This is a genomic window from Streptomyces sp. NPDC057137 (assembly GCF_042670825.1).
Taxonomy (GTDB): domain Bacteria; phylum Actinomycetota; class Actinomycetes; order Streptomycetales; family Streptomycetaceae; genus Streptomyces.
Map to the genome: position 1 here is coordinate 35,994 of NZ_JBHUUW010000018.1, position 24,824 is coordinate 60,817.

22 protein-coding genes are annotated in these 24,824 nt (G+C 70.2%); 13 read left to right on the forward strand and 9 right to left on the reverse strand.

From position 1 onward, the window contains the following. Positions 1-34: 34 nt before the first annotated feature. Together ACFT9I_RS17200 and ACFT9I_RS17205 are read left to right on the forward strand one after the other, a co-directional pair. On the forward strand, positions 35-1,648 hold the full coding sequence (locus tag ACFT9I_RS17200) for an ABC transporter permease (RefSeq protein WP_382565120.1): 1,614 nt from the start codon (positions 35-37) through the stop codon (positions 1,646-1,648). 5 nt (positions 1,649-1,653) lie between these two features. Continuing rightward, positions 1,654-2,736 carry an ABC transporter ATP-binding protein gene (locus tag ACFT9I_RS17205; RefSeq protein ID WP_382565121.1) on the forward strand — a complete coding sequence of 361 codons (1,083 nt, stop codon included), beginning with the start codon at positions 1,654-1,656 and terminating at the stop codon, positions 2,734-2,736. Positions 2,737-2,768: 32 nt separating this feature from the next. Here the strand turns inward: ACFT9I_RS17205 and ACFT9I_RS17210 are convergent, their stop codons facing one another. The 5 genes from ACFT9I_RS17210 to ACFT9I_RS17230 form a co-directional block, all read right to left on the reverse strand. Further along, complete coding sequence (locus tag ACFT9I_RS17210) at positions 2,769-3,947, reverse strand: LOG family protein (protein ID WP_382565007.1); 1,179 nt, start codon at positions 3,945-3,947, stop codon at positions 2,769-2,771. 58 nt (positions 3,948-4,005) lie between these two features. Further along, positions 4,006-5,163, reverse strand: a complete 1,158-nt coding sequence (locus ACFT9I_RS17215; protein WP_382565009.1) for a hypothetical protein — start codon at positions 5,161-5,163, stop codon at positions 4,006-4,008. Then, positions 5,145-5,873: an ABC transporter ATP-binding protein gene (locus ACFT9I_RS17220; RefSeq protein WP_382565011.1), complete on the reverse strand. Its 729-nt coding sequence runs from the start codon at positions 5,871-5,873 to the stop codon at positions 5,145-5,147. The genes ACFT9I_RS17215 and ACFT9I_RS17220 overlap by 19 nt, the downstream gene beginning before the upstream one ends. 255 nt (positions 5,874-6,128) lie before the next feature. Further along, a complete protein-coding gene (locus ACFT9I_RS17225) occupies positions 6,129-7,508 on the reverse strand; it encodes an aspartate aminotransferase family protein (protein ID WP_382565013.1) in 1,380 nt (459 codons plus the stop codon). Next, entirely contained in the window at positions 7,493-8,005 is a 513-nt protein-coding gene (locus tag ACFT9I_RS17230) for an Lrp/AsnC family transcriptional regulator (RefSeq protein WP_382565015.1), read from the reverse strand. Before ACFT9I_RS17230 ends, ACFT9I_RS17225 begins: the two co-directional genes overlap by 16 nt. Before the next feature lie 176 nt (positions 8,006-8,181). Here ACFT9I_RS17230 and ACFT9I_RS17235 point away from each other — a divergent pair, with 176 nt between their 5' ends. Together ACFT9I_RS17235 and ACFT9I_RS17240 are read left to right on the forward strand one after the other, a co-directional pair. Continuing rightward, positions 8,182-9,630 (forward strand): gamma-aminobutyraldehyde dehydrogenase, encoded by a 1,449-nt coding sequence (locus tag ACFT9I_RS17235; RefSeq protein ID WP_382565122.1) that lies wholly within the window; start codon positions 8,182-8,184, stop codon positions 9,628-9,630. A gap of 173 nt (positions 9,631-9,803) precedes the next feature. Then, the gene (locus ACFT9I_RS17240) at positions 9,804-10,349 is read left to right on the forward strand and encodes an HXXEE domain-containing protein (protein ID WP_382565017.1); all 546 of its coding nucleotides are present in this window, start codon (positions 9,804-9,806) and stop codon (positions 10,347-10,349) included. A gap of 102 nt (positions 10,350-10,451) precedes the next feature. Here the strand turns inward: ACFT9I_RS17240 and ACFT9I_RS17245 are convergent, their stop codons facing one another. After that, entirely contained in the window at positions 10,452-11,165 is a 714-nt protein-coding gene (locus tag ACFT9I_RS17245) for a glycerophosphodiester phosphodiesterase (RefSeq protein ID WP_382565123.1), read from the reverse strand. 41 nt (positions 11,166-11,206) lie between these two features. Then, positions 11,207-12,232 (reverse strand): adenosine deaminase, encoded by a 1,026-nt coding sequence (locus tag ACFT9I_RS17250; protein WP_382565018.1) that lies wholly within the window; start codon positions 12,230-12,232, stop codon positions 11,207-11,209. A gap of 161 nt (positions 12,233-12,393) precedes the next feature. Between ACFT9I_RS17250 and ACFT9I_RS17255 the strand changes: the two genes are divergently transcribed. Continuing rightward, positions 12,394-13,119 carry a DUF4190 domain-containing protein gene (locus ACFT9I_RS17255; RefSeq protein WP_382565020.1) on the forward strand — a complete coding sequence of 242 codons (726 nt, stop codon included), beginning with the start codon at positions 12,394-12,396 and terminating at the stop codon, positions 13,117-13,119. Positions 13,120-13,138: 19 nt separating this feature from the next. Here the strand turns inward: ACFT9I_RS17255 and ACFT9I_RS17260 are convergent, their stop codons facing one another. Continuing rightward, a complete protein-coding gene (locus ACFT9I_RS17260) occupies positions 13,139-13,699 on the reverse strand; it encodes an NADAR family protein (RefSeq protein ID WP_382565125.1) in 561 nt (186 codons plus the stop codon). Between the two features lie 222 nt (positions 13,700-13,921). Here ACFT9I_RS17260 and ACFT9I_RS17265 point away from each other — a divergent pair, with 222 nt between their 5' ends. The 8 genes from ACFT9I_RS17265 to ACFT9I_RS17300 all read left to right on the forward strand — a co-directional run bounded on the left by ACFT9I_RS17265 (position 13,922) and on the right by ACFT9I_RS17300 (position 23,811). Next, positions 13,922-15,442: a gamma-aminobutyraldehyde dehydrogenase gene (locus ACFT9I_RS17265; RefSeq protein WP_382565022.1), complete on the forward strand. Its 1,521-nt coding sequence runs from the start codon at positions 13,922-13,924 to the stop codon at positions 15,440-15,442. A 38-nt stretch (positions 15,443-15,480) separates the two neighbouring features. Then, positions 15,481-16,728: a PotD/PotF family extracellular solute-binding protein gene (locus ACFT9I_RS17270; protein ID WP_382565023.1), complete on the forward strand. Its 1,248-nt coding sequence runs from the start codon at positions 15,481-15,483 to the stop codon at positions 16,726-16,728. Positions 16,729-16,850: 122 nt separating this feature from the next. Beyond that, the gene (locus ACFT9I_RS17275; protein WP_382565024.1) at positions 16,851-18,017 is read left to right on the forward strand and encodes an ABC transporter ATP-binding protein; all 1,167 of its coding nucleotides are present in this window, start codon (positions 16,851-16,853) and stop codon (positions 18,015-18,017) included. After that, positions 18,014-18,949: an ABC transporter permease gene (locus ACFT9I_RS17280; RefSeq protein ID WP_382565026.1), complete on the forward strand. Its 936-nt coding sequence runs from the start codon at positions 18,014-18,016 to the stop codon at positions 18,947-18,949. The genes ACFT9I_RS17275 and ACFT9I_RS17280 overlap by 4 nt, the downstream gene beginning before the upstream one ends. Next, positions 18,949-19,743 (forward strand): ABC transporter permease, encoded by a 795-nt coding sequence (locus ACFT9I_RS17285; protein ID WP_382565028.1) that lies wholly within the window; start codon positions 18,949-18,951, stop codon positions 19,741-19,743. Before ACFT9I_RS17280 ends, ACFT9I_RS17285 begins: the two co-directional genes overlap by 1 nt. A 25-nt stretch (positions 19,744-19,768) precedes the next feature. Further along, positions 19,769-21,184: an NAD(P)/FAD-dependent oxidoreductase gene (locus ACFT9I_RS17290; RefSeq protein WP_382565029.1), complete on the forward strand. Its 1,416-nt coding sequence runs from the start codon at positions 19,769-19,771 to the stop codon at positions 21,182-21,184. A gap of 189 nt (positions 21,185-21,373) precedes the next feature. Next, positions 21,374-21,898: a hypothetical protein gene (locus ACFT9I_RS17295; RefSeq protein ID WP_382565030.1), complete on the forward strand. Its 525-nt coding sequence runs from the start codon at positions 21,374-21,376 to the stop codon at positions 21,896-21,898. 86 nt (positions 21,899-21,984) lie between these two features. Then, positions 21,985-23,811, forward strand: a complete 1,827-nt coding sequence (locus ACFT9I_RS17300) for a chitinase (protein ID WP_382565031.1) — start codon at positions 21,985-21,987, stop codon at positions 23,809-23,811. 51 nt (positions 23,812-23,862) lie between these two features. Here the strand turns inward: ACFT9I_RS17300 and ACFT9I_RS17305 are convergent, their stop codons facing one another. Beyond that, positions 23,863-24,312: a phosphatase PAP2 family protein gene (locus tag ACFT9I_RS17305; protein ID WP_382565032.1), complete on the reverse strand. Its 450-nt coding sequence runs from the start codon at positions 24,310-24,312 to the stop codon at positions 23,863-23,865. Positions 24,313-24,824 lie beyond the last annotated feature (512 nt).

Consider the following 24,824-nt stretch of genomic DNA (forward strand, 5'->3'; position numbering starts at 1 on the left):
ACGGCGCCGGGGGAGCGCCGTACGGCTCTGCCTCATGGCCGTACCCGTCGCCTTCTTCGCGGTCTTCTTCGCCTACCCCGTCGCCGCGATCGTCGGCCGCGGGCTGAAGGCGGACGGCTCCTGGCACTGGGGCAGGTTCGGCGACGTGCTGAGCCGGCCCGACATCGGGCAGGTGCTCTGGTTCACGACGTGGCAGGCTGCGGTCTCCACCGCCCTCACCCTGCTGATCGCGCTCCCCGGTGCCTACGTCTTCGCCCGCTTCCAGTTCCCCGGCAAAGAGGTGCTGCGCGCCGTCGTGACCGTGCCGTTCGTCCTGCCGACCGTCGTTGTCGGCACGGCGTTCCTCGCCCTGCTGGGGCGCGGCGGGCTGCTCGACGAACTGTGGGGCGTGCGGGCGGACACGACGGTATGGGCGATCCTCCTCGCGCATGTCTTCTTCAACTACGCGGTGGTCGTCCGCACCGTGGGGGGCCTCTGGGCCCGCCTCGACCCACGTCAGGAAGAGGCCGCGCGAGTGCTCGGCGCCGGGCGGTTCGCGGCGTGGTGGCGCGTCACGCTGCCCGCGCTCGGCCCCGCCGTAGCCGCCGCGGCGCTGATGGTCTTTCTCTTCACCTTCACTTCCTTCGGCATCGTCCAGATCCTGGGCGGTCCGGCCTACTCCACGCTGGAGGTGGAGATCTACCGGCAGACCGCGCAGCTGCTCGATCTGCCCACCGCCGCCGTTCTGACGATGGTGCAGTTCGCCGCCGTCGGCGCGGTCCTGGCGCTGCACGCCTGGACCGTACGGAGGCGGGAGACCGCCCTGAAACTGGTCGACCCCGCGCAGACGGCGCGCAGGCCGCGCGGAGTCGGCCAGTGGGCGCTGCTCGCCGGGGTGCTCGGCACCGTCCTCCTTCTGATTCTGCTACCCCTCGGCGTGCTGATCGAGCGGTCGCTCGACGGCCCTGCCGGGTACGGCTTCGACTACTACCGGGCACTTCGTTCGGTGGAGGCGAGCGGCGGCACGTTCCTCGTACCGCCGCTGGAAGCGGTCTGGAACTCCCTGCGCTACGCCCTGGTGGCGACGGTCATCGCCCTGGTCGTGGGCGGGCTGGCGGCCGCCGCGCTCACCCGCAGGGCGGGGCGCCTCGTACGGGGCTTCGACGCGCTGCTGATGCTCCCGCTGGGCGTCTCCGCCGTGACCGTCGGCTTCGGGTTCCTGATCACGCTGGACAAGCCGCCCCTGGACCTGCGGGCGTCGTGGATCCTGGTGCCGCTCGCCCAGGCATTGGTGGGGGTCCCCTTCGTCGTACGGATCATGCTTCCCGTACTGCGCGCCGTGGACGGGCGGTTGCGCGAGGCCGCCGCCGTTCTCGGTGCTTCGCCGTTGCGTGTGTGGCGGGAGGTGGATCTGCCGATGGTGCGCCGAGCGGTGCTGGTGGCCGCCGGATTCGCCTTCGCCGTCTCGCTCGGCGAGTTCGGTGCCACGGTCTTCATCGCGCGACCGGACCGGCCGACACTGCCGGTCGCCGTCGCGCGGCTGCTGGGGCGGCCCGGTGATCTCAACTACGGGCAGGCGATGGCGCTGAGCACGGTGCTGATGGTGGTGTGCGCCGTCTCGCTGCTGGTGCTCGAACGTATCCGTACCGACCGTTCCGGAGAGTTCTGATGGCCCTGTTCGCTCTTGAGGACGTGACCGTACGGTTCGGGCGGCGTACGGCGCTCGACGCGGTGGATCTGGAGATGGCCGCGCACGAGATCGTCTGCGTGCTGGGACCGAGCGGCAGCGGCAAGTCCACCTTGCTGCGCGTCGTCGCCGGCCTGCAGCCGCCCGACTCCGGACGGGTGCTGCTGGAGGGCACCGACCAGGCGGGTGTACCGGTGCACCGGCGCGGCATCGGACTGATGTTCCAGGATCACCAGCTCTTTCCGCAGCGTGACGTCGGCGGCAACGTCGCCTTCGGACTGCGCATGCGCGGCGAACCGCGCGCCGAACAGCGGCGACGTGTCGCCGAGTTGCTCGACCTCGTCGGCCTGCCGGGCGCCGAGCGCCGCGCCGTCGCTACGCTGTCCGGCGGCGAGCAGCAGCGTGTGGCACTGGCGCGGGCGCTCGCCCCCCGGCCCCGGTTGCTCATGCTCGACGAACCGCTCGGCCAGCTCGACCGCAGTCTGCGCGAGCGCCTGGTCGTGGAACTGCGCGGCGTGTTCGCGCAGTTGGGCACGACGGTGCTGGCTGTCACACACGATCAGGGCGAGGCGTTCGCGCTCGCCGACCGGGTCGTGGTGATGCGCGACGGACACGTCGTCCAGACCGGCACACCGGTGGAGGTCTGGCAGCGCCCGGCCTCCGCGTTCGTGGCGCGCTTTCTGGGCTTCGACAACGTCGTGCCGGCCACGGTGCACGGCGACGTCGCCGATACGCCCTGGGGCAGGATCCCGGTGCCCGCCGACTCGCCCCAGGGCCCCCGCACGCTGCTGGTACGTCCTGCGGGAGTCCGGCTTGGCGCCCCCGAGTACGGACTTCGCTGCACCGTGGGCGCGCGCACCTTCCGCGGCAGCCACGTCGCCGTCCTGCTGCGCCCCACGGACGGGCCGGAGGTGGAGGCGGAGTGCGGCCTCCGCGACGTGCCCGACGAGGGCGCGACGGTCGGGGTCTCCTTCGCCGCCGAGGACGTGGTGGTCCTCGACGAAAGAGAGCCGGAGTCGGCCGACGCCGAAGAGAGCACAGCTCCGACAGGCGACAACGGGGCGGACTGACGAGGTGTCACCCGGCACGTACGCCAGGTCGGTCAGCCCGAGAGCCGGGCCAGGGCCTCGGGAGCCTCGGTCACCGAGTCGACGAGCGCGATGCGCGATTCCATTGAGCGCTCCCGGGCCAACGACGTGAGCAGCGGCCAGGCAGGCAGCCGCTCCGTCCAGTGCGCGCGGTCGACCAGGACCATGGGCGTCGGTTCGCCGCGCGACTCGTAGTAGTTCGGCGTCGCGTTGTCGAAGACTTCCTGGACGGTGCCCGCGGCGCCGGGCAGGAAGATGACGCCGGCGTTGCAGCGGGCGAGCAGGCCGTCCTCGCGGGTCGCGTTGGCGAAGTACTTCGCGATGTGGCCGGCGAAGGCGTTCGGCGGTTCGTGGCCGTAGAACCAGGTGGGGATGCCCACAGAGCCGTCGCCGCCGGGCCAGCGGCCCCGTATCTCGAAAGCGGCGCGCGCCCAGTCGGAGATCGACGGGCTGAACGACGGTGTCTTGGCGAGGATTTCGAGGGCCTCGTCCAGCATTTCGTCGGGATGCGGGGCGGCGTAGGCGCCGAGGTTGGCCGCCTCCATGGCGCCGGGGCCGCCGCCGGTCGCGACCGTCAGCCCCGTACGGGCCAGTTCGCGGCCGAGACGCGCCGCCCCCGCGTACGCGTCGGTGCCCCGTGCCATGGCGTGGCCGCCCATCACGCCGACGACCCGTGCGCCGACGAGGAGTTCGTCCAGAGCGTCCGAGATCGCGTCGTCGTGGACCGACCTCAGCATCGAGGCGAGGATGTCGCCGTCGGCCTTGGTGCGCTGGAACCACTCGTAGGCGAGCGCGTCCGGCGTCGCCTCGTACCCACCCGCGTCCAGCCCCTCGAAAAGCTGCTCGGGGGAATAGAGCAGGCCCCGGTACGGGTCGAAGGGAAGGTGCGGGACGGGCGGGAAGACCAGGGCCCCGTCCGCCCGTATCTTCGCTGCGGCGTCCGGTGCCATCGGGCAGCCGAGGAAGACGGTTTCGGAGGTGTCGGTGGACAGCAGGGCGAGCGTACGGCCCGTCAGGTCGACCGACTGGACGCGGAAGCCGCTGAGCGTCCCGCCCAGGATCACCTGGTCGAACTCGTCGAGGGTCTCGATCTCGCGGTCCAGGCCGTCCGCCCGGTGCTCCCAGGGGCCCTGGGGGCCTTGCGCCGCTGCCTGTTGCGCTTCATGTCCGTCGTGTCCTTCGCCGTACGCCATGCGGACACGATAGGCCCCTCGTACGGGAGGGGAACGCGGGTCCGGGAAGCGGGCCGGTTCAGCCGGTGAGCGGTACGGCGGCGAGTGCGGCGATCACCCACGTCAGCGGCCCGAAGACGGCGAGCAGCGCGCCCGCCCGCAGCGCGGCGGCCGTGCGCAGGAGACCCGTGGGGGCGCCCACCCGCACCAACGCCGCCGTCGTGTCGGTGCGGGCGCGTTTGGCCTCCAGGACCGCCGTCAGCAGCGTCGCGACGGTGCAGCCCACGACGAGCGTGGCGCCGAGGCCGGTGAGCGGTCCGAACGGACGCGGGTCACCGGGGCCGTACAGCGCCGCGGCGGCGAAGCCGCCGGCGACCACCGCGCAGACCACGCCCAGCGGACGGCCGATCCGTACCGCCTCGTCCATCAGGACGCGCCCCGCGAGCAGCCGGGTCGCGCCGGGCCGAAGCATCTGGAGGAGCCGGCCGCAGAGGTGCGCGATACCGGGGCCCGCCAGGGCCAGGCCGAGCGCAGTCAGCGACCAGCCGGCCAGGACACCCGCCGGGCTGCCCTCGAAGCGTCCCGGCAGCGGCAGCGGCGCTCCCGAGCCGCCCCGGCTCGCGTACGTCTCGACGGCGAGCCCGGCCGCGGTGAGAGCCACGCCCCAAGGCAGCCCCGACGGGGCGGGCTTGGGCGTCGCGGGCCGCTCGGGATCGGCGTCGTCGACCGGCCCCGCCTTGCGCGGACGCAGGGCGAGTCCGGTGGCCACGGTGGCGAGGACCGGTACGACGGCGAGCAGCGTGAGTACGGCGGCCAACGGCAACGGCTGTCCGGCGCCGAGGAGATCGGACGCGGCGCCGTCGAACGGCAGCCCCGTGAGGTCACCACGCAGGTGAAGGAAGAACAACAGCGCCACCACGCTGCCCAGCGTGCAGGACAGGGTGGTCGACGCGGCGGCCAGGGCGGTGAGCTGGGCCGGGCCCAGGCCGACCGCCGAGAGACCGGGGCGCGGCCGCGTACTGGGGTCCGTGCGGGCCACGGCGACGGCGAACTGCACCGTGGCGGCGAGCGGGAGCACGCACCACAGCAGGCGTAGCAGCGATCCCTCGGGGTGGTTCATGGCCCAGCCCAGCGTGCACAGCAGGAGGAAGCCGACGCCCGCCGACGCCGCGGCGACGAGCAGTCTGCGCAGCAGGACGAGGAGCTGGCTGCCACGGGCTAGACGGAGAGCGAGCACGCTGCCTGACCTTCCGCCTCGGCCGGTCGCAGGGCGCTCACACGGCGGCCGTCCACGAGTACGACGGTGCGGTCGGCGAGGGTCGCGACCTCGTCGTCAAGGGTGGCGAGTACGACAGTGATGCGATGCGAGCGCGCCGCTGTCGTGAGGGTGCGCAGGACCTGTGCGCGATCGGCGGCGTACAACGGCGCCGTCGGCTCGTCGGCGAAGAGTACGGCGGGCGTGCTGACCAGGGCGCGGGCGACGGCGACGCGCTGGCGCTGCGACTGGAGCAGGGCGTGCGGACGCTTGCGGGCGCACATGCCGATGTCGAGCCGCTCCAGCCACTCCACGGCCGCGGCCTTCGCCGCACGGCGGGAGGAGCCGCGCAGCAGCAGCGGCAGGGCGACGTTCTCCCACGCGTTGAGTTCCGGGACCAGGACCGGATCGGAGTCGATCCAGCCGAAACGGTCGCGCCGGAGCCGTTCACGCAGCGCCGACGGCATCGTGTGCACGGCGGTGCTGTTGAACCAGACCTCGCCCTTCTCCGGGACGAGCTGGCCCGCGAGACAGCGCAACAGGGTCGTCTTGCCGCTGCCGCGCGCGCCGCTGACGGCGAGGATCTCGCCCTCGCGCACACCGAGCGAGACGCCGCTGAGCGCGGGCGAGCCGTTGTGCGAGTGGTGCAGGGAACGCGCCCAGAGCACGTCGTTGTCCGGCGGGGCAACCATGGCGTACACCTCGGTTCGGATCGGGCTCGGTTCCGAGCTGACGTACCGCGCCCCGTCCGGGGGGAACGAGAGCGAAGCCGATCGGTCACTGCACCGTAAAGATCCATAACGAGGTGTGCGGACAGCACGCGGCCCGGGTGCCCCCTTTGCACTCGAACGGGGGCACCCGGGCCGTCTGCGGCTGGGCGGGGTGGGGCTAGGAGGCGGCGTACGGCTCCACGTACGCGCCGTCCCCCGCCCCGTACGGTGCGGTGATCAGAGCTTCGTCCAGGCCTCGGTCAGGACGGTGCGCAGGATCTGCTCGATCTCGTTGAACGTCGACTGGTCGGAGATCAGCGGCGGCGCGAGCTGTACGACCGGGTCGCCGCGGTCGTCGGCGCGGCAGTACAGCCCGCTGTCGTACAGGGCCTTGGAGAGGAAGCCGTACAGGACGCGCTCCGTCTCCTCGTCCGTGAACGACTCCTTGGTGGCCTTGTCCTTGACCAGCTCGATGCCGTAGAAGAAGCCGTTGCCCCGTACGTCGCCGACTATCGGCAGGTCGTGGAGCTTGCGCAGCGTCGAGAAGAACGCGTCCTCGTTGTCCAGCACATGCTGGTTCAGACCCTCGCGCTCGAAGATGTCGAGGTTGGCGAGACCGACGGCCGCGGAGACCGGGTGGCCGCCGAAGGTGTAGCCGTGCAGGAAGGTGTTGGCACCTTTGTAGAAGGGCTCGGCGAGGCGGTCGGAGATGATGCAGGCGCCGATCGGTGAGTAGCCCGACGTCATGCCCTTGGCGCAGGTGATCATGTCCGGCACGTAGCCGAACTTGTCGCAGCCGAACATCGTGCCGAGCCGGCCGAAGGCGCAGATGACCTCGTCCGAGACGAGCAGCACGTCGTACTGGTCGCAGATCTCGCGAACCCGCTGGAAGTAGCCCGGCGGGGGCGGGAAACAGCCGCCCGCGTTCTGCACCGGCTCCAGGAAGACGGCGGCGACCGTGTCCGCGCCCTCGAAGAGGATCTCCTGCTCGATCTGGTCGGCGGCCCAGCGGCCGAAGGCCTCCGGGTCGTCGCCGTAGTGCGGGGCGCGGTAGATGTTGGTGTTCGGCACCTTGCGGGCGCCGGGCACCAGCGGCTCGAACGGGGCCTTCAGAGCGGGCAGTCCGGTGATGGACAGCGCCCCCTGCGGCGTGCCGTGATAAGCGACGGCGCGTGAGATGACCTTGTACTTGGTGGGCTTGCCCGTCAGCTTGAAGTACTGCTTGGCGAGCTTCCAGGCGGTCTCGACCGCCTCGCCGCCGCCGGTGGTGAAGAAGACCTTGTTGAGGTCCCCGGGCGCGTAGTGGGCCAGCCGCTCGGCCAGCTCGATCGCCTTCGGGTGGGCGTAGGACCACACGGGGAAGAAGGCGAGTTCCTGAGCCTGCTTGTAGGCGGTCTCGGCCAACTCGTGGCGCCCGTGGCCCGCGTTGACGACGAACAGGCCGGAGAGGCCGTCCAGGTAACGCTTGCCCTTGTCGTCGTAGATGTAGGTGCCCTCACCACGCACGATGGTGGGCACGGGTGCGTTCTCGTACGACGACATGCGGGTGAAATGCATCCACAGGTGGTCGTAAGCGGTTTTGGAGAGGTCCTTGCTCACGGCTATCGGGTTCCCCACATGTAGGTCTGCTTCTTCAACTTGAGGTAGACGAAGCTCTCGGTGGAGCGCACGCCGGGGAGCGCGCGGATCCGTTTGTTGATGACGTCCAGCAGGTGGTCGTCGTCCTCGCAGACGACCTCCACCATCAGGTCGAAGGAGCCCGCGGTCATCACCACGTACTCGCACTCGTCCATCTCCGTCAGCGCGTCGGCCACGGAGTCGAGGTCGCCCTCGATGTTGATGCCGACCATCGCCTGGCGCCGGAAGCCGACGGTCAGCGGGTCGGTCACGGCCACGATCTGCATGACCCCCTGGTCGAGCAGCTTCTGGACGCGCTGGCGTACGGCTGCCTCGGAGAGGCCCACGGCCTTGCCGATCGCGGCGTAGGGGCGTCGGCCGTCCTCCTGAAGCTGTTCGATGATCGCGAGAGACACGGCGTCGATCGTCGGCGACGATCCGTTCCCGTGCCCGTTCCTGGGGTCTGCGCTGTGACTGGCCACCGGCTCACTGTGCACCGCGACTCGTCTGTCTTGCAACCCCGAAGCGATGAAATTCGTTGTACGAGGGTCAGAATATGACTGAATCCGAAGTTGGGAGGGGTCGGGCCTGTCGAAAGCGTCGGCAGAACGCTTAAGGTGGGTGTCTCACCCATCGGACACATCCGGCATGACATCTGTAAGGAGGGGTGGCAGTGACCACCGAGCTGCGCCGTCTGCGTAACTACATCAACGGGGAGTTCCGGGACGCCGCCGACGGGCGGACCATCGAGGTGGTCAACCCGGCCACGGGCGAGGCCTACGCCACGTCCCCGCTTTCCGGCCAGGCCGACGTCGACGCCGCCATGGAGGCCGCAGCCGCGGCGTTCCCCGCCTGGCGCGACACCACTCCGGCCGAGCGTCAGAAGGTGATGCTCAAGATCGCGGACGCGTTCGAGGAGCGCGCCGAGGACCTGATCGCCGCCGAGTCGGAGAACACCGGCAAGCCGTTCGAACTGACCCGCACCGAAGAGATCCCGCCGATGGTGGACCAGATCCGGTTCTTCGCGGGCGCGGCGCGGATGCTCGAAGGCCGCTCGGCCGGCGAGTACATGGACGGCTTCACCTCCATCGTGCGGCGTGAGCCGGTCGGCGTCTGCGCGCAGGTCGCGCCGTGGAACTACCCGATGATGATGGCCGTGTGGAAGTTCGCCCCGGCGCTCGCGGCGGGCAACACCGTCGTACTGAAGCCGTCGGACACCACCCCCGCCTCCACGCTGCTGATGGCGGAGATCATCGGCGCCATCGCGCCCAAGGGTGTCTTCAACGTCATCTGCGGCGACCGCGACAGCGGGCGCACCATGGTGGAGCACGCGACTCCCGCGATGGTCTCGATCACCGGCTCCGTACGGGCCGGGATGCAGGTCGCCGAGTCCGCGTCGAGGGACGTCAAGCGCGTGCATCTGGAGCTGGGGGGCAAGGCGCCCGTCGTGGTCTTCGAGGACCTCGACAGCGAGGCGATCGCCAAGGCCGTCGAGGACATCTCGGTGGCCGGCTTCTTCAACGCCGGGCAGGACTGTACGGCGGCGTGCCGCGTCCTGGTGCACGAGTCGATCCACGACGAGTTCGTGACCGAGCTGGCCAAGGCCGCCGCCGGCACCAGGACCGGTGGTCCGGACGACGAGGACGTGCTGTACGGGCCGCTGAACAACGCCAACCAGCTGAAGCACGTCTCGGGCTTCATCGAGCGGCTGCCGGCCCATGCCAAGGTCGAGGCGGGCGGTCACCGGGTCGGCGACAAGGGGTACTTCTACGCGCCGACCGTCGTCTCGGGGCTCAAGCAGGACGACGAGATCATCCAGAACGAGGTGTTCGGGCCCGTCATCACGGTGCAGTCGTTCACGGACGAGGCGCAGGCGCTGGAGTACGCGAACGGGGTCGAGTTCGCGCTCGCCTCCTCGGTGTGGACCAAGGACCACGGGCGCGCGATGCGTATGTCCAAGAACCTGGACTTCGGCTGCGTGTGGATCAACACGCACATTCCGCTGGTGGCCGAGATGCCGCACGGCGGCTTCAAGAAGTCGGGCTACGGCAAGGACCTGTCGGCGTACGGCTTCGACGACTACACGCGTATCAAGCACGTGATGACGTCGCTCGACGCGTGAGGTACGCGAGGCGCGCGGGCCGCTGAGGTCGACGCGTCGTCGCCGCGGCGTGATCGGCTCGCCAACTCGCGAGTACGGCGCCCGAGTTGGTTCCCCCGGGGCGGGGCGCGGACACGCTACGTGTCCGGGCCCCGCCCCGTCCGGCGTGGTGCGCGTCTGAGATGGTCGGAGACATGACGGACGCACGCGTACGCGGTGACCGGGTGGGTCCCGCCGTGACTCTGGGGCTGCTGGCGGCCTGGGTTCTGCACGATGCCGAGGAACTGGCCACCGGGCCGCGCTGGATCAGCGAGAACCTGCCTTCCCTGCGCGAGCGGTTTCCCGGCGTACCGGAGCCGGTGTGGGGCGCCATGGCCGCCGTCGAACGGCGTGAGTTCGCTGTGGCCGTAGGGGTGATGGCCACGTTCGTCGGTTCCGCCGCCGTCGCGGGGCACCGTACGGGGGGTCGGTCCGGCTTCTACCAGGGAGCGCTGGACGGATTCGGACTGCACGGTCTGGTGCATCTCGCCCAGGCAGCCGCCGTACGCGGATACACCCCCGGGTCCGTCACGTCGCCGCTGATTGTCGTGCCGTTCACGCTGTGGGCGCGGGGACGGCTGAGGCGGGCCGGTGTGCTGAAGCCGTCGCGGGCACGCGACGTCGCGATGGGCCTGGCCGTGGCCGCGGGCGCCACCGCCGTCTCGCACGCCGTCGCGCGGAAGGTCGTCGGGAGCCGCTGAACTCCGGCCCCGTTCTCGGCGGTTGGGGCGGGTCCCCGGCCCCCTCGGGGACGCGGGAGACCCGCCCCGCCGACCCGACCGCCGTGTTCCGGCCGGCCTTCCCTACGCCTTCGGGCTGTCCGGCCGGCCCGCGCGGAGCAGCTTCGCGAGCGTGTCGATGCGGTTGGTGGTGATCGAGTCGACCCCCGCGCCGACCAGGCGTCGCATGCTCCGTCCGGTGTCGGCCGTCCAGGCGGAGACCAGCAGCCCGTCGCGGTGGACCCGCTCCGTCAGCTCCCGACTCACCAGACCGAAGCGGTAGTTGAGCCAGCGGGGCCGTACCGCTTCGAGCAGCGCGGGGCGCGGTGGGGCCAACGACTGCCACGTCATGGCGATTTCGGCGCCCGGGTCCGCCGCGCGTACGGCGAGCATCGCCTCGGCGCCCGCGCAGTAGTACACCCGCTCCGCCGCGCCGCATTCGCGCACCGTCCCGACCACGGTGCGCACCGACTCCGTCGTGGCGCCCGGCAGATCGACCATGAGGCGGGCGTTCGCCACCGGCCCCGGCGCCAGCAGCACCTCCCGGAGCGTCGGCACACCGCCCCGTGTGAGGGTGCTCAGCTCCTCCTGGGTGACGTCCGCGACCGGCCGGTCATGACCCCAGAGCCGTGCCAGCGAGGAGTCGTGCAGCAGGACGGGCACCCCGTCGCGCGTGACCCGTACGTCGATCTCCACGGCGTCGGCGCCCCGTTCCAGGGCGGAGCGGACCGAGGGAAGGGTGTTCTCACGTACGCGGTACGGATCGCCCCGGTGCCCGACGGCCACGACGGCGCGCAGCGACGCGTCGCCGAGACCGCCGACCGCGCCCCGTGCGGCCGTCACTTGGCGAGCCACTGAGCCGTGTACGTGTCGATCTCGGCGTTCAGCCGGTCCTTGCCCACCTGGTCGAGGAACGACGCCTCGACGGCGCCCTTCGCGAGCCCCGCCACCCCCCGCTCGTCCAACTCCAGAAGCCGCGCCGCGACCGCGTACTCGTTGTTGAGGTCGGTGCCGAACATGGGCGGGTCGTCGCTGTTGACCGTCACGAGCACGCCTGCGGACACGAGCGTCCTGATCGGGTGAAGCTCGATGTCGGTGACCGCTCGCGTGGCGATGTTGGAGGTGGGGCAGACCTCCAGGGGGATGCGGTTCTCGGCGAGATACGCCATCAACTCGGCGTCCTGGGCGGAGCTGATGCCGTGTCCGATCCGTTCGGCGCGCAAGTCCCTCAGCGCGTCCCACACCGTGCCGGGCCCCGTCGTCTCGCCCGCGTGCGGCACGGAGTGCAGCCCTTCCGCGACCGCCCGGTCGAAGTGGGGCTTGAACTGCGGCCGCGGTACGCCGATCTCCGGGCCACCGAGACCGAAGGACACCAGCCCCTCGGGACGGAGGTCGACGGCGAGCCGCAGTGTCTCGTCCGCGGCTTCCAGGCCGGCCTCACCGGGGATGTCGAAGCACCACCGCAGTACGACGCCGAACTCGGCCTCGGCCGACTTGCGGGCGTCCTCGATCGCCTCCATGAACGCCACTTCGGGGATGGAGCGCCGGGTCGAGCTGAAGGGGGTGATCGTCAGCTCGGCGTAGCGGATGTTCTGCCGGGCCATGTCGCGTGCGATCTCGAACGTCAGCAGCCGGACGTCCTCCGGGGTGCGCAGCAGATCCACGACGGAGAGGTAGACGTCGATGAAGTGCGCGAAATCGGTGAAGACGAAGTAGTCGGCCAGGGCTTCGGGGTCCGTCGGCACCTTGGTGCCAGGGTGCCTGGCCGCCAGTTCGGACACGATACGGGGCGAGGCCGAGCCGACGTGATGGACATGCAGCTCGGCCTTGGGCAGCCCTGCGATGAAGGGATGAAGGTCGGTCATCGGGTCCTCCGCGTGCTGAGCGGCGGCGGAAAGGGTGTCGCCGTCCGCCGGGCAGGACGTCCCCCTGCCCAGGGCTTTATCGGACAGGGATCATCGTAGGCGGGGTGGGGGAGGCGCTCGGCAGAGGCCTTAGCATGACGGAATCACGATGGGGGAGGACCATGTCAGACAGCAGCGCGCAGCCGCCGGGCGCCCACGAGCCGAACGATCCCTGGGCGCCGCCGGAGCGCGGGGTGCCGTTGAACAAGCCGGCGCAGGCGCCGGGGCCCATCCAGGACCAGCCACCGGTCCGGCCCGTCTACGACCAGCCGACCGTCACGTCCATGCCCGGTGTGGGGCCGGAGCCGGGCGCCGCTGGTGCCGGGCCGGTCCCCGGAGCCGTACCGCCACCGCCGATAGCCCCCGGGGGACCGGCCCCGACGACTTCCGGTCCGTACGGCTACCCGGGTGCGCCCGCAGCCTCCCAGTACCCCGGCGCCGGCGCGTCCTATCCCGGATACCCGGGATACCCCGGCTATCCGGGATACGGCCAGGCCGGCTGGCAGCCCGGCCCGGCGAACGGCATGGGCGTCGCCGCGATGACGCTTGGCATCCTCTCGATCTGTCTGTTCTGCCTATACGGCGTCGTCGGCATCATTCTGGGCATCCTCGCCGTGATCTTCGGTGTCGTCGGGAGGAAGCGTGCCGAACGGGGCGAGGCCACCAACAGCGGTCAGGCCCTCTCCGGGATCATCATGGGCAGCATCGGGATCGTCATCGGCGCGGTCGTCATCGGTCTTCTCATCTGGGGCTTCACCGACGCGATCAACGACGACAACAACGACAACGACTACGACAGCGGCACCGACGGTTACTCCGCCATGCTTCTTGTGGACGCAGGCCGCTGATCCGGCGGACGGCGCGCGATCAGGACCTCGCCGCCTCCGCGCGGAGCCGCTCCCGCGCCTCCATAAGAGCGAAGCCCAGCAGATTGAGCCCGCGCCAGCGCGCGGGGTCCTGCGCCCGCTCGTCGTCCGCGGCCAGTCCGATGCCCCATATCCGGTCCATCGGGCTGGCCTCGACGAGCACCCGGTCACCAGTGCCCAACAGGTAGTCGCGCAGCCGGTCGTCCTGCCGGAACTTGTGGACGCTGCCTTCCACGACGATGCCGGACCGTTCGCGCTTCCATACGGTCTCGTCGAACCCCCGCACCAGCCGCCCGGCCTTCTTGGCCAGCGCCGGACCTGACGCGGTCAGAGCCTTCCGCTCGGCCTCCGCGTCGTCGAACAGCCGGGCCTTGGCGGCCATCATCCAGTGCTCCGCCGTCGCGTACCCGACCCCGTCGACCGTGAACGGCGACTGCCACCACTGGCTGAGACAACTCGCGCCGATGGCCCCGTCCTGCCGCGGGGCGTGCCCCCAGAAGTGCAGATACTTGACCTTCACGCCGCGACTCGTACGGTCGGTCAGCTCGGCAACCGTGATCATCCCCATGCACGTGAGTCTGCCAGCCACCACTGACAGTCCGTATGCCGATCAAGGTGATGGCGCGACACATGGTCAACCGATTCCGTCGCGTAACCAAAAGGCAACAACGGAATCACTTGTTGGACGCCCGATGCTCTGTCAGTATCGGCACTCAATTCAAGCCAGAACAACACTGGCGGCTTCGGATCAACCGCGGCGACAGCCGGAAACACGGAGGGCGCCATGGGCAACCGCTTCCCCGCGCGGGACCGCTTCGCGGACGGTGCGCAGTTCATCGACGGACGGCTGCGCCCCGGCACCTCGGGCCGTACACACGCCGTGGTCGACCCGGCGACGGGCGACGAACTGCTCACGTACGAGATGGCGGGGGCGGCCGACGTCGACGCGGCCGTGGCCGCCGCGCTCGCCGCGTATCCGGGCTGGGCGGGCGCCACCCCGGGGGAGCGTTCCGACGCACTGCACCGGTTCGCCGCCGTACTCGCCGAGCGGGCCACGGAATTCGCGGCGGCCGAGTCGCTCCAGTGCGGAAAGCCGATCAAACTGTCCACGGAGTTCGACGTTCCGGGAACCGTCGACAACGCCGCCTTCTTCGCCGGCGCCGCCCGTCATTTGGAAGGCGCGTCGGCGGGCGAGTACAGCGGTGACCACACCTCCTACGTACGCCGCGAACCGATCGGCGTGGTCGGCTCCATCGCCCCCTGGAACTATCCGCTCCAGATGGCCGCCTGGAAGATCCTCCCGGCGGTCGCCGCGGGCAACGCGATCGTGCTGAAGCCGTCCGAGCTGACGCCGTTCACCTCACTGATGTTCGCGCAGGCGGCGCAGGAGGCGGGCATCCCCGACGGCGTGATCAACATCGTCAACGGCGCGGGCGCCGACGCGGGCGAGCGCCTCGTGGGCCACCCCGATGTCGTCATGACCTCCTTCACCGGCTCCACCGCCGTCGGCAAGCGCGTCGCCGAGATCGCCACGGCCACCGTCAAGCGGCTGCATCTGGAACTCGGCGGCAAGGCCCCGTTCCTGGTCTTCGACGACGCCGACCTGGACGCCGCCGTACAGGGCGCCGTCGCGGGCTCGCTCATCAACACGGGGCAGGACTGCACGGCCGCCACCCGCGCCTACGTACAGCGTCCGCTCTACGACGCCTTCGTGAGCGCCGTCGCGGCGCTGATGGAGACGGTCCGCCTCGGCGACCCGTTCGCCCCGTCGACGGACATGGGGCCGCTGATCTCGCACGCCCACCGAGACCGGGTCGCCGGCATCGTCGACCGGGCGCGCGGATACGCCCGCGTCGTCACCGGCGGCACCGCGCCGGACGGCGCCGGGCTCGCCGACGGCGCGTACTACCGCCCCACACTCGTCGTGGACGCCGCCCAGGACAGCGAGATCGTCCAGTCGGAGATCTTCGGCCCCGTCCTGGTCGTGCTGCCCTTCGACTCCGACGACGAGGGCATCCGCCTCGCCAACGACACCCCGTACGGCCTCGCGGCGTCCGTCTGGAGCCGCGACGTGTACCGCACGGGGCGCGCCACCCGCGAGATCAAGGCCGGCTGTGTGTGGGTGAACGACCACATCCCGATCATCAGCGAGATGCCGCACGGCGGCTACAAGGCCAGTGGTTACGGAAAAGACATGTCGGCGTACTCGTTCGAGGAGTACACACAGGTCAAACATGTGATGTACGACAACACCGCGGTCGCCAGGAAGGACTGGCACCGCACAATCTTCGGGGACCGTCTCTAACTCTCCTCACCCTCTCCTCACCCGAAAGGGCACCGCCCATGGAGCTGTACGAGCCCGACCGTCTCTCGGCGGCCCAGATAGCCGCGACGCGTCGCAGCCTCAGTAACGGACGAGGCGCGCTCAGCCGCCGTTCGCTGCTGCGCGCCACCGGCGCCGGGGCGCTCACGATCGGCGGCGTGGCAGGCCTCGGCGCCTGCGGGATTCCGCCCGCGAAGGGAGAGAGCGGGGGCCCCGCGTCCACCGATCACTCGGCGAAGGAGAAGCGCGTCGTCTTCTCCAACTGGACCGAGTACATGGATGTCAGCGAGGACGAGAAGAGCTACCCCACCCTGGAGGCGTTCACGAAGCGCACCGGGATCCAGGTGAAGTACACGGCGGACATCAACGACAACGTCGAGTTCTTCGGCAAGATCCAGCCGCAGCTCGCGGCCGGCCAGGACACGGGGCGCGACCTCATCTGCGTCACCGACTGGCTCGCCGCCCGCATCATCCGGCTCGGCTGGGCGCAGAAGCTCGATCCCGCCAACTTGCCCCACGCGTTCGCGAATCTGTCCCCGCAGTTCCGCTCGCCGGACTGGGATCCGGGGCGCGCCTACACGTATCCGTGGACCGGTATCCCGTCCGTCATCGCCTACAACACGAAGGCGACGGGGGGCCGCAAGGTCGAGTCCGTCTCGCAGCTGCTCGACGATCCGGACCTCAAGGGGCGGGTGTCGTTCCTGTCCGAGATGCGCGACTCCATCGGGCTGACCCTGCTCGACATGGGCAAGGACCCGGCGTCGTTCTCCGACGACGACTACGACGGCGCCGTCGCCCGCATACAGAAGGCCGTCGACAAGAAGCAGATCCGCCGCTTCACCGGCAACGACTACACGGCGGACCTCAGCAAGGGCGACATCGCGGCGTGTATCGCCTGGGCCGGTGACATCGTGCAGCTCCAGGCGGACAACCCGGACATCCAGTTCGCCATCCCGGAGGCCGGTTACATGATCTCCAGCGACAATCTGCTGGTCCCGGCGAAGGCACGGCACAAGACCAACGCCGAGAAGCTCATCGACCACTACTACGAGCTTCCGGTCGCCGCGCAGCTCGCGGCGTACATCAACTACGTCTGCCCCGTCGAAGGTGTCCGTACGGAGCTCGCAAAGATCGACGAGTCGATGGCGTCCAACCCGCTGATCCTCCCGGACGCGGCGATGGCCTCGCGGTCCCACGCCTTCCGCTCCCTGAGCGGCGAGGAGGAGACGGCGTACGAGGAGAAGTTCGCCAAGCTCATCGGCGCCTAGGCCGACGGGCCCCACGGGGCCGCCGGTTCGCACGGTCGCCGGTGGTACGCCCGCCGGCCGCAGGGGTCCAGAGGCCCCGTCCGCTCCGTTCTTCCCTTCTCAAGCCCCCGGGATCGTTACCCATGAGTGAGACCGCATCCACCGACCGGGGCGGCGACGACGTCCGCCTCACCGGGATAAGCAAGTCGTACGGCTCCTTCCACGCCGTCAAGCCCCTCGACCTCACCGTCCCCGAGGGCTCCTTCTTCGCCCTGCTCGGTGCCTCGGGCTGCGGCAAGACCACCACGCTGCGGATGATCGCCGGTCTGGAGGACCCGACCACCGGATCGGTCTTCCTCGGTGAGAAGGACGTCACCGGCCTGCCGCCGCACAAGCGCCCCGTCAACACCGTCTTTCAGAGTTACGCGCTCTTCCCGCACCTCGACATCTACGAGAACGTCGCCTTCGGCCTGCGCCGTCGCGGCATCAAGTCGGTGAAGAAGCAGGTCGGCGACATGCTCGACCTCGTCCAGCTCGGCGACTTCGCGAAGCGCAAGCCGCACCAGCTCTCCGGCGGCCAGCAGCAGCGCGTCGCCGTGGCCCGCGCGCTCATCAACCATCCGAAGGTGCTGCTGCTCGACGAGCCCCTCGGCGCGCTCGACCTCAAGCTGCGCCGCCAGATGCAGCTCGAACTCAAGCGCATCCAGACGGAGGTCGGCATCACCTTCGTGCATGTCACGCACGACCAGGAGGAGGCCATGACGATGGCCGACACGGTCGCCGTGATGAACGCGGGGCGGGTCGAGCAGCTGGGCGCGCCGGCGGAGCTGTACGAGAATCCGCAGACCACCTTCGTCGCCAACTTCCTCGGCACCTCCAACCTCATCGAGGCCGACGTCGCGGAGACGACGGGCGACGAGGTGGTGGTGACGTCGGCGGGTGTGAAGCTGAGGCTGCCCGCGGCCCGCTGTACGACGCGGGTCCCGGACGGCGGCAGGCTGCTCGTCGGCGTACGCCCCGAGAAGATCTCCCTCGCGCACGCGGACGACGAGGGTTCCATCCCCGCGGGCCGTAACCGGATCACCGGGCGCATCGTCGACTCCAGCTTCATCGGGGTCTCGACCCAGTACGTCATCGACAGCCCCGTATGTGCGGAGTTGGAGGTGTACGCGCAGAACATCGAGCGCGACGGCCGGCTCGTTCCCGGGGCCGAGGTGGTCCTGCACTGGAACCCCGCGCACACCTTCGGACTCGACGCCGCCCAGGACATCGACGCGGGCGTCAAGACGGTGGACGAGGAGGGGGCGTGACCGCGACGGAAGCACCACCGGCACCACCCACACCACCGGTCACCGAAGCGGCAGTACGCAAGGTTCCGCGCCGTAAACGCCTCGTGCCTTACTGGCTGCTGCTGCCCGGCATCCTGTGGCTGCTGGTCTTCTTCGCGCTGCCGATGGTCTACCAGGCGTCGACCTCCGTACAGACGGGCTCGCTGGAGGAGGGCTTCAAGGTCACCTGGCACTTCCAGACCTACTGGGACGCGCTCCAGGACTACTACCCGCAGTTCGTGCGCTCGCTGCTGTACGCGGGCACCGCCACTGTGCTGTGTCTGCTGCTCGGCTACCCGCTGGCGTACCTCATCGCCTTCAAGGCCGGCCGCTGGCGCAATCTCCTGCTGGTCCTGGTCATCGCCCCGTTCTTCACCAGCTTCCTGATCCGCACGCTCGCCTGGAAGACGATCCTCGCGGACGACGGCACCGTGGTCGGGGCGTTGGACACCCTTCGGGTGCTGGACGTGACCAGCTGGCTCGGCTGGACGGCCGACGACCGCGTCCTGGCCACGCCCATGGCCGTCGTCTGCGGCCTCACGTACAACTTCCTGCCGTTCATGATCCTGCCGCTCTACACCTCGCTGGAGCGCATCGACGGCCGGCTGCACGAGGCGGCCGGGGACCTCTACGCGAGGCCAGCGACGACCTTCCGCAAGGTCACCGTCCCGCTGTCGATGCCGGGCATCGTCTCCGGCACGCTGCTGACCTTCATCCCGGCGAGCGGCGACTACGTCAACGCGGAACTGCTCGGCTCCACCGACACCAAGATGGTCGGCAGCGTGATCCAGAGCCAGTTCCTGCGCGTGCTCGACTATCCGACGGCGGCGGCACTCTCGTTCATCCTCATGGCGGTCGTGCTGGTCGTGGTCACCGTCTACATCCGCCGTTCAGGGACGGAGGACCTGGTCTGATGCGCTGGATCCGACGCAATGTGGTCGTCGTCGCGGGCCTGCTCACGCTCGCGTACATGATCCTGCCGAACCTCGTCGTGATGGTGTTCTCCTTCAACAAGCCGAAGGGGCGCTTCAACTACGCCTGGCAGACGTTCTCGCTGGACGCCTGGAAGGACCCGTGCGGCGTCGCGGACCTCTGCGGGGCGCTGACGCTCTCGTTCCAGATCGCCGTCTGGGCGACGATCGGGGCGACCGTCCTCGGCACCATGATCGCCTTCGCCCTGGTCCGCTACCGCTTCCGGGCGCGCGGCGCGATCAACTCGCTGATCTTCCTGCCGATGGCCATGCCCGAGGTCGTGATGGCCGCCTCGCTGCTGACTCTGTTCCTGAACATGGGGGCGGAGTTGGGCTTCTGGACCGTCCTCATCGCGCACATCATGTTCTGCCTCAGCTTCGTGGTGACAGCCGTCAAGGCGCGCGTCATGTCCATGGATCCGAAGCTGGAGGAGGCGGCGCGCGATCTGTACGCGGGGCCGGTGCAGACCTTCGTACGGGTCACCCTGCCGATCGCCGCACCGGGCATCGCGGCGGGGGCGCTGCTCGCCTTCGCCCTCTCGTTCGACGACTTCATCATCACCAACTTCAACGCCGGCTCGTCCGTCACCTTCCCCATGTTCGTCTGGGGCTCGGCGCAGCGCGGCACACCGGTGCAAATCAACGTCATTGGGACGGCAATGTTCGCCATCGCGGTACTGATGGTGATCGGCGGCCAGCTGGTCAGTGACCGGCGCAAGAAGGCCGCAACACCCTGAGCGGGACCTGAAGGAGTTGGAAGACATGGCCCCTGGAGCCATGCGTACAGCAGCCGCCTCACTCGCCGACGCGCAGCCCGTCGCCTACTGGCTCGACGACCCGGGCAGGCCGGGCGCGGTGCCCGCCCTCGCGGGCGACGAACGCTGCGACCTGCTCGTCGTCGGCGGCGGCTACAGCGGCCTGTGGACCGCGCTCCTCGCCAAGGAGCGCGATCCGCACCGCGACGTCGTCCTGATCGAGGGCCGAGAGGTGGGCTGGGCGGCCTCAGGCCGTAACGGCGGCTTCTGCTCCGCCTCTCTCACGCACGGCCTCGCCAACGGTCTCAGCCGCTGGCCCGGCGAGCTGCGGGCCCTCGAAGACCTCGGTGGGGCCAATCTCGACGGTATCGAGTCGGCTGTCGAGCGCTACGCCATCGACTGCGACTTCGAGCGCACCGGCGACATCTCCGTCGCCACCGAACCGCACCAGCTCGACGACCTCCGTCAGTTGCGCGACGAGGCGGCCGAGGCCGGTTTCACCGGTCTGGACCTCCTCGACGGCGAGGCGGTCCGCGCGGAGGTCGACTCGCCGACATTCCTGGGCGGCCTCTGGGACCGGCGCGGCGTCGCCATGCTGAACCCGGCCAGGCTCGCGTGGGGGCTGAAGCGCGCCTGTCTCGACCTCGGCGTGCGGATCTACGAGAACACGCCCGGTCTCGAACTGGCCCGCTCCGGGCCCGGCATGGCCGTCCGCACGCCGTACGGCCGCGTCCTGGCCCGCCACGTCGCGCTCGGCACGAACGTCTTCCCGTCGCTGGTCCGGCGCGTGCGGCCGTACACGGTGCCCGTCTACGACTACGCCCTGACGACCGAGCCTCTCACCGAGGGCCAACTCGGGGCGATCGGCTGGAAGAAGCGGCAGGGACTCAGCGACGGCGCCAACCAGTTCCACTACTTCCGGATCACCGCGGACAACCGCATCCTGTGGGGCGGCTACGACGCGATCTATCCGTACGGAGGTCGGCTCGACGCCGACCTCGACCACCGTCCCGAGACCTATCTCAAGCTCGCCTCGCACTTCTTCGAGTGCTTCCCTCAGTTGGAGGGCCTGAGGTTCAGCCACGCGTGGGGCGGGGCCATCGACACCTGCTCGCGGTTCTCCGCCTTCTTCGGTACGGCGCACGGCGGGCGGGTCGCGTACGCCGCCGGGTACACCGGCCTCGGCGTCGGCGCGACTCGCTTCGGCGCCGATGTGATGCTCGACCTGCTCGCGGGGGAGCGGACGGAGCGTACGGCGCTGGAGATGGTCAGGACGAAGCCCGTGCCCTTCCCGCCGGAGCCGGCCGCCTGGGCCGGTATCGGGCTCACCAAGTGGTCGCTGGCCCGCGCGGACGCCAGGGGCGGGCGGCGCAATCTGTGGCTGAGGGCCATGGACCGGGTGGGGCTGGGCTTCGACAGCTGACCTCCGTCGACGTCCGTCGGCCTCCGTAGGAGGGCGTCTTTCCCGGCTCGTGGCCGGGGCCGTCGCCCAGGCCGGTGGTGATGTGATCCACATCACCACCGACTGGCGACCCGAACTCGCGTAATGAACCGGCGCGACCTCCCTCTCCCCCTGTGGACGCACTGTCCAACAACGTGGAGCGGAGGCCGCATGATGACTGACTCGAGGGCCTATTCGGGGGCGAGGGCCGCGCTGGAGTGGCTGGCGTCGGTGGCGCCCGATCCCGACGCCTGTCGGTGGGAATGGGAGCGGAACCCGCACGGGGTCGCTCTTCTTCCCGCCGGGAAGCGCTGGGACGTCCTGATCCTCCCTGGTGAACTGGGGTATCCGACGCTCGAAGTGCTGAACCGGCTCGTCGATCGGCCGGGCCCCGTCCTGGCCGATTTCGGCGACGCGCGCCTCGGATTCTTCGTACCGCCGGGCACCGTCGCCCGCTGGATCGGTACGGGGGTGCGAGGGGCCGGCAGCGGCACCTGGATCGTCGTCCCGTACCCGGGCCGCACCGGCGGCGGCGTCCGCTGGCTGGTCCCGCCCGACGGCTCGGGCACGCTCACCGACCCGCCGTTGCTGGAACTGGCGATGCACGAGGCGGCGGCCGGGATCGCGGGGGGTGTCCTCGGCGACGGCGCCGTCGATGGGGACGGCGGGGGCGGTGGAGGGCAGTCGGAGCCGTAAGGCGCCAGAGGTCTTGACAACAGGATTGGTCTGGACCATGTTGTGCCCGGCTCGGTCACTCAATTCCGCCATGCCCGGAGGCAGTTGTGGAACGCAACAGACGACCTTCTCGGTACGCCAGACTCGTGGCCGCTCTCGCGGCTGCCGTACTCACCGCAGGCGGCCTCGTCGTGTCCGCCGAGACGGCGCGCGCGGCCGACGCGGACATCGCCACCAACGGCGGCTTCGAATCCGGCCTCGCCGGCTGGAGCTGTACGGGCGGCAGTGGCGTGACCGTCAGCACCCCCGTGCACGGCGGCACGGCCGCACTGAAGGCCACCCCGGCGGGCAGCGACAACGCGAAGTGCGCCCAGACCGTCGCGGTCCGACCCGACTCGGCCTACACGCTGAGCGCCTGGGTCCAGGGAAGCTACGTCTACCTCGGCGCCTCCGGCACCGGCACCACCGACGTCTCAACGTGGACCCCGTCCGCGCCCAGTTGGCAGAAACTGACCACCTCCTTCCGCACCGGTCCCGCCACCACGTCCGTGACGCTCTACACCAACGGCTGGTACGGAACACCCGCCTACCACGTCGACGACCTCAGCCTCGTCGGGCCGGGCGGTGAGACGGGGCAGCCGCCCGCCGCCCCGGCAGGGCTCAGATCCTCGACGGTCACCGCGTCATCGGTCGGCCTCGCCTGGTCGCCCGTGGCGGGCGCCACCGGCTACACGGTGCACCGTGACGGCGCCCCGGACGTGAACGTCACCGGCACCTCGACCACCGTCACCGGGCTGAGCCCCGCGACCGCCTACCGTTTCCAGGTCTCCGCCACCAACGCCGCGGGCCGCTCCCCGCGCTCCACCGCCGTCACCGCCACCACCCAGGCCGGCGGCGGGGGCGGCAGCGGGGCGGACCTCCCCGCCAACGCCCTCGTCGGCTACCTCCACTCCAGCTTCGCCAACGGCTCGGGCTACACGCGCATGGCCGACGTGCCCGCCTCGTGGGACGTCATCAACCTCGCCTTCGGCGAGCCGACATCGGTCACCTCGGGCGACATCCGCTTCAGCCTGTGCCCCGTCGCCGAATGCCCGAACGTCGAATCGCCCGCCGAGTTCAAGGCCGCCATCGAGGCCAAGCAGGCGGCGGGCAAGAAGGTCCTGATCTCCATCGGCGGCCAGAACGGTCAGGTCCAACTCGCCTCGACCGCCGCGCGCGACGCCTTCGTGAGCTCCGTATCCAAGATCATCGATGAGTACGGCCTCGACGGCCTCGACATCGACTTCGAGGGCCACTCGCTCTCCCTCAACACCGGAGACACCGACTTCCGCAACCCCACGAGCCCCGTCATCGTCAACCTGATCTCCGCCGTGAAGAGCCTCAAGGCCAAGTACGGGGCGGACTTCGTGCTCACGATGGCCCCGGAGACGTTCTTCGTGCAGCTCGGCTACCAGTTCTACGGATCCGGCCCCTGGGGCGGCCAGGACCCGCGCGCCGGGGCGTATCTCCCCGTCATCCACGCCCTGCGCGACGACCTCACCCTGCTGCACGTCCAGGACTACAACTCGGGGCCGATCATGGGGCTCGACAACCAGTACCACACGATGGGCGGCGCCGATTTCCACATCGCGATGACCGACATGCTGCTCACCGGCTTCCCGGTGGCCGGCGACACCACCAAGGTCTTCCCGGCGCTGGACCCGGGCCAGGTGGCGATCGGACTCCCGGCGTCGTCGCAGGCCGGCAACGGCCACACCGCCCCGTCGGAGGTGAACAAGGCCCTGGACTGTCTGACGAAGAAGACCAACTGCGGGTCGTACCAGACGCACGGTACGTGGCCCACGCTGCGCGGGCTGATGACCTGGTCGATCAACTGGGACCGCTTCAACCAGTGGGAATTCTCCCGCAACTTCGACGGGTACTTCGGAAGCTGAGTTGAGCTGAGCTGAATCGAGCTGAGCCGAGCCGACCAGGCCCGCCTCGCGCTACGGGGCGTCCGTTCCCGAGCCGGCGGCCCTGCGGTTGTCGATCCACCGCAGGGCCGCCACCAACAGGGCCAGCAGCATGCCGCAGAGCAGCCAGCTGCCGAGAACGTCCAGCGGCCAGTGATAGCCCCGTAGTACCAGTCCGATGCCCGTCGCCGCACTGAGCACCACGGCGACGGGCATCGCCCATCCGCGCCCGGCGCGCCCCGTACAGGGCCGCAGCAGCAGCGCGGCGCCGCAGTACGCGACCATCGCCGTCGCCGTGTGGCCGGACGGGTAGTAACCGGACTCGGCCGTGAGCGGCCCGGGGCGGTCGATCCACAGCTTGAGCGGCATCACGAGCACCGGAACGGCGGCCATGGCCAGCACGACCGCCACCGCCCGCGCCCGGTACCCCCGCCACGCCGCGTAGACGACCGCGACGGCCAGGACCGGCAGGGCGACCGCCATGCCGCCGAGATCGGCCAGGAACTCCGTCAGTCCGACGGGGCCACGTCCGAAGGCCGTACGCCCCAGGCGCTCGTCGGCGTCACGGAGCGGGCCACCGGCGACGACCTGCCAGGTGACGAGCGCGAAGAGAACCGCGCAGAGAGCGAACGCCCCGAGCGGGGAGAGAGGAGCGACGGGGCCGAGGAGGCCGCCTGAGCCGAAGCGCCCGGAGAGGAATGTCGGCCGCCCCGGAACAGGGGGGGTAGTTCCGAGACGGCCGCCGGGACCGGGTCGCCGCGCGCCCCGGGGGGTTTGGGGCGGGCGGCCGTCCGATCGGTGAGGAATTCCGGAGCTGGATGCTCCAGCGCGTCCGAAGACGCGTCCAGGACGGTGCTGGGGGCGCCCCGCCGTGGGTTCGCCCGCAGTCTCCTGCGAGCGGGGTGTTTCTTTCATCTGCCGAAACCGTACGTCAGGGCCGTGAGGTCCGACAGCGGGAAGGTGAACCCGCCATCGGCCCCGCACAGCTTCTTCAC